At 72.3% G+C, this 1,832-nt stretch carries 2 protein-coding genes; both read right to left on the reverse strand.

Annotated elements, in window-relative coordinates:
* Positions 1–107: 107 nt before the first annotated feature.
* Entirely contained in the window at positions 108–566 is a 459-nt protein-coding gene (locus HW578_RS26085) for a hypothetical protein (protein WP_198373620.1), read from the reverse strand.
* 34 nt (positions 567–600) lie between these two features.
* Positions 601–1,644 carry an ABC transporter substrate-binding protein gene (locus HW578_RS26090; protein ID WP_198373621.1) on the reverse strand — a complete coding sequence of 348 codons (1,044 nt, stop codon included), beginning with the start codon at positions 1,642–1,644 and terminating at the stop codon, positions 601–603.
* Positions 1,645–1,832 lie beyond the last annotated feature (188 nt).

Here is a 1,832-nt window from a genome sequence, read left to right on the forward strand (position 1 = left end):
CCGGACCCGGGCGCCGCCCGCGGCGGTTCCCGGCGGCGCGGCACCACCCCCTTCCGGGCCTGGCCGAGGCTGCGCGGGGGTTCAGTCCGCGCGGCGGCGGCGGCGCCTCACGGGCTGCGCTCCGGCCAGCCGTATTGCACCATGCCGTAGAGGAAGGCCGTGGTCAGCCCGAACAGGATCAACCCGTTCAGCGCCTGCAGCGCGCCCAGCATCTGCAAGTCCGGCGCCAGGTAGACCACCGTGTGGCCATACGCCGTCATGGCGTTGATGGAATAGAGCATCGCCTGGCGGATCGTCGGCGCGGCCCCGAGCAGCACATAGGCCGCGGCCCAGACCGCCGCCTGGATGATGTGCAGCACCGTGGTGAGCAGCACCGCCACGCCCATGCCCACCGCGAAGCGCACCATGTGCGCCGCACGGTCGGGCATGCGGTGCGCAAAGGCGCGCGCGATGCCCGCGCGGATCAGCACCAGCCCCAGCACATGCACCACCACCGTCGCCACGATCAGCGGCACGCCCCAGGCCCAGGACCGGCTCCAGCTGCCGATATCGTCGAAGCCGGTCACGCGGGCGCACCGCGCCGCAGGGCGCGGTGCCGTTTCAGCGCGCCACCCAGGTGTTGAAGCGCTGGGTCAGCCGGTCGAGGTTGTCGAGCCAGAAGCGGTCGCTGATCTGCAGCGCGCCCGCGATATTGGCGGGCGCGGTCGGCAGTTCCGCCAGCAGCGCCGGCGGCAGGCGGTCATTCGCGCCGCGCGCCGTCACGCCATAGGGGATGCGCGGCGGCAATCCGGCCTGCACCTCGGGCTGGCCCACGAACTTCAGGAATTCCAGCGCGCGCGCCCGGTTCGGGCTGCCCTTCATGATCACCCAGGAATCGATGGTGTAGAGGTTGCCCGCCCAGACGATCGCGAAGTTGCGCCCATCGGTCGCGTTCGCCGCGGCGATGCGGCCGTTGTAGGCGTTGGTCATCGCCACCTCGCCGGCGGCGAGCCATTGCGGCGGCTGCGCGCCGCGTTCCCACCAGGCGAGCTCGGCCTTGATGCTGTCGAGCCGGCGGAAGGCGCGGTCCACGCCGGCCGGCGTGCCGAGCACGGCATAGACCTGGTCGGCCGGGACGCCATCGGCCATCAGCGCGATCTCGAGCGTGGTCTTGGGGCCGCGGCGCAGGCCGCGCTTGCCGGGGAAGCGCGCGGTGTCGAAGAACTCCGCCCAGTTCGCCGGGCCCTGCGGCATGCGCGCGCGGTCATAGGCGATGACGAAGGAATACAGGATGGCACCGACGCCGAAATCGTTCACCGCCTGCGGGATATAGGCGTCGCGACCGCCGATCGCCGCCCAGTCGAGCGGCTCGAACAGGCCCTCGTCGGCGCCGAGCAGGAGTTCCTCGCTCTCGACCTGCACCACGTCCCAGGTATTGGCGCCCGAGGCGATGCGCGAGCGCAGCACGCCGATCCCGCCATCCCAGGTTTCCTCGAGCATCCGGCTGCGGGTGGCCTGCTGGAAGGGGCGGAAGAAGACCTCGCGCTGCGCGTCCTGGTAGGCGCCGCCCCAGGAGACGACAGTGAGGTCGCGGCCCTGGGCGCGGGCGGCGACGGGCAGCGCGGCGGCGGCAAGCGTGCCCTTGAGGATGGTGCGGCGGAACATCTCGGTGTCTCCCTGACTCGCGCGCCCTAGCTTAGACCATTATCGCGCCGGGCTGAATCGGCCGGAGCCGATTCAGGGCGCCCGCGTCGCGCTTTTTCACACGCGTGGCCGCGCCCGCGGGTCGGACGGGACGGCGCACGCTGCGCGCGCTGCCGCTGCGGCGCCTGTCGCGGCTCTCGGGCCACCCC

The sequence above is a fragment of the Roseomonas rosulenta genome (assembly GCF_016106005.1).
GTDB lineage: Bacteria > Pseudomonadota > Alphaproteobacteria > Acetobacterales > Acetobacteraceae > Neoroseomonas > Neoroseomonas rosulenta.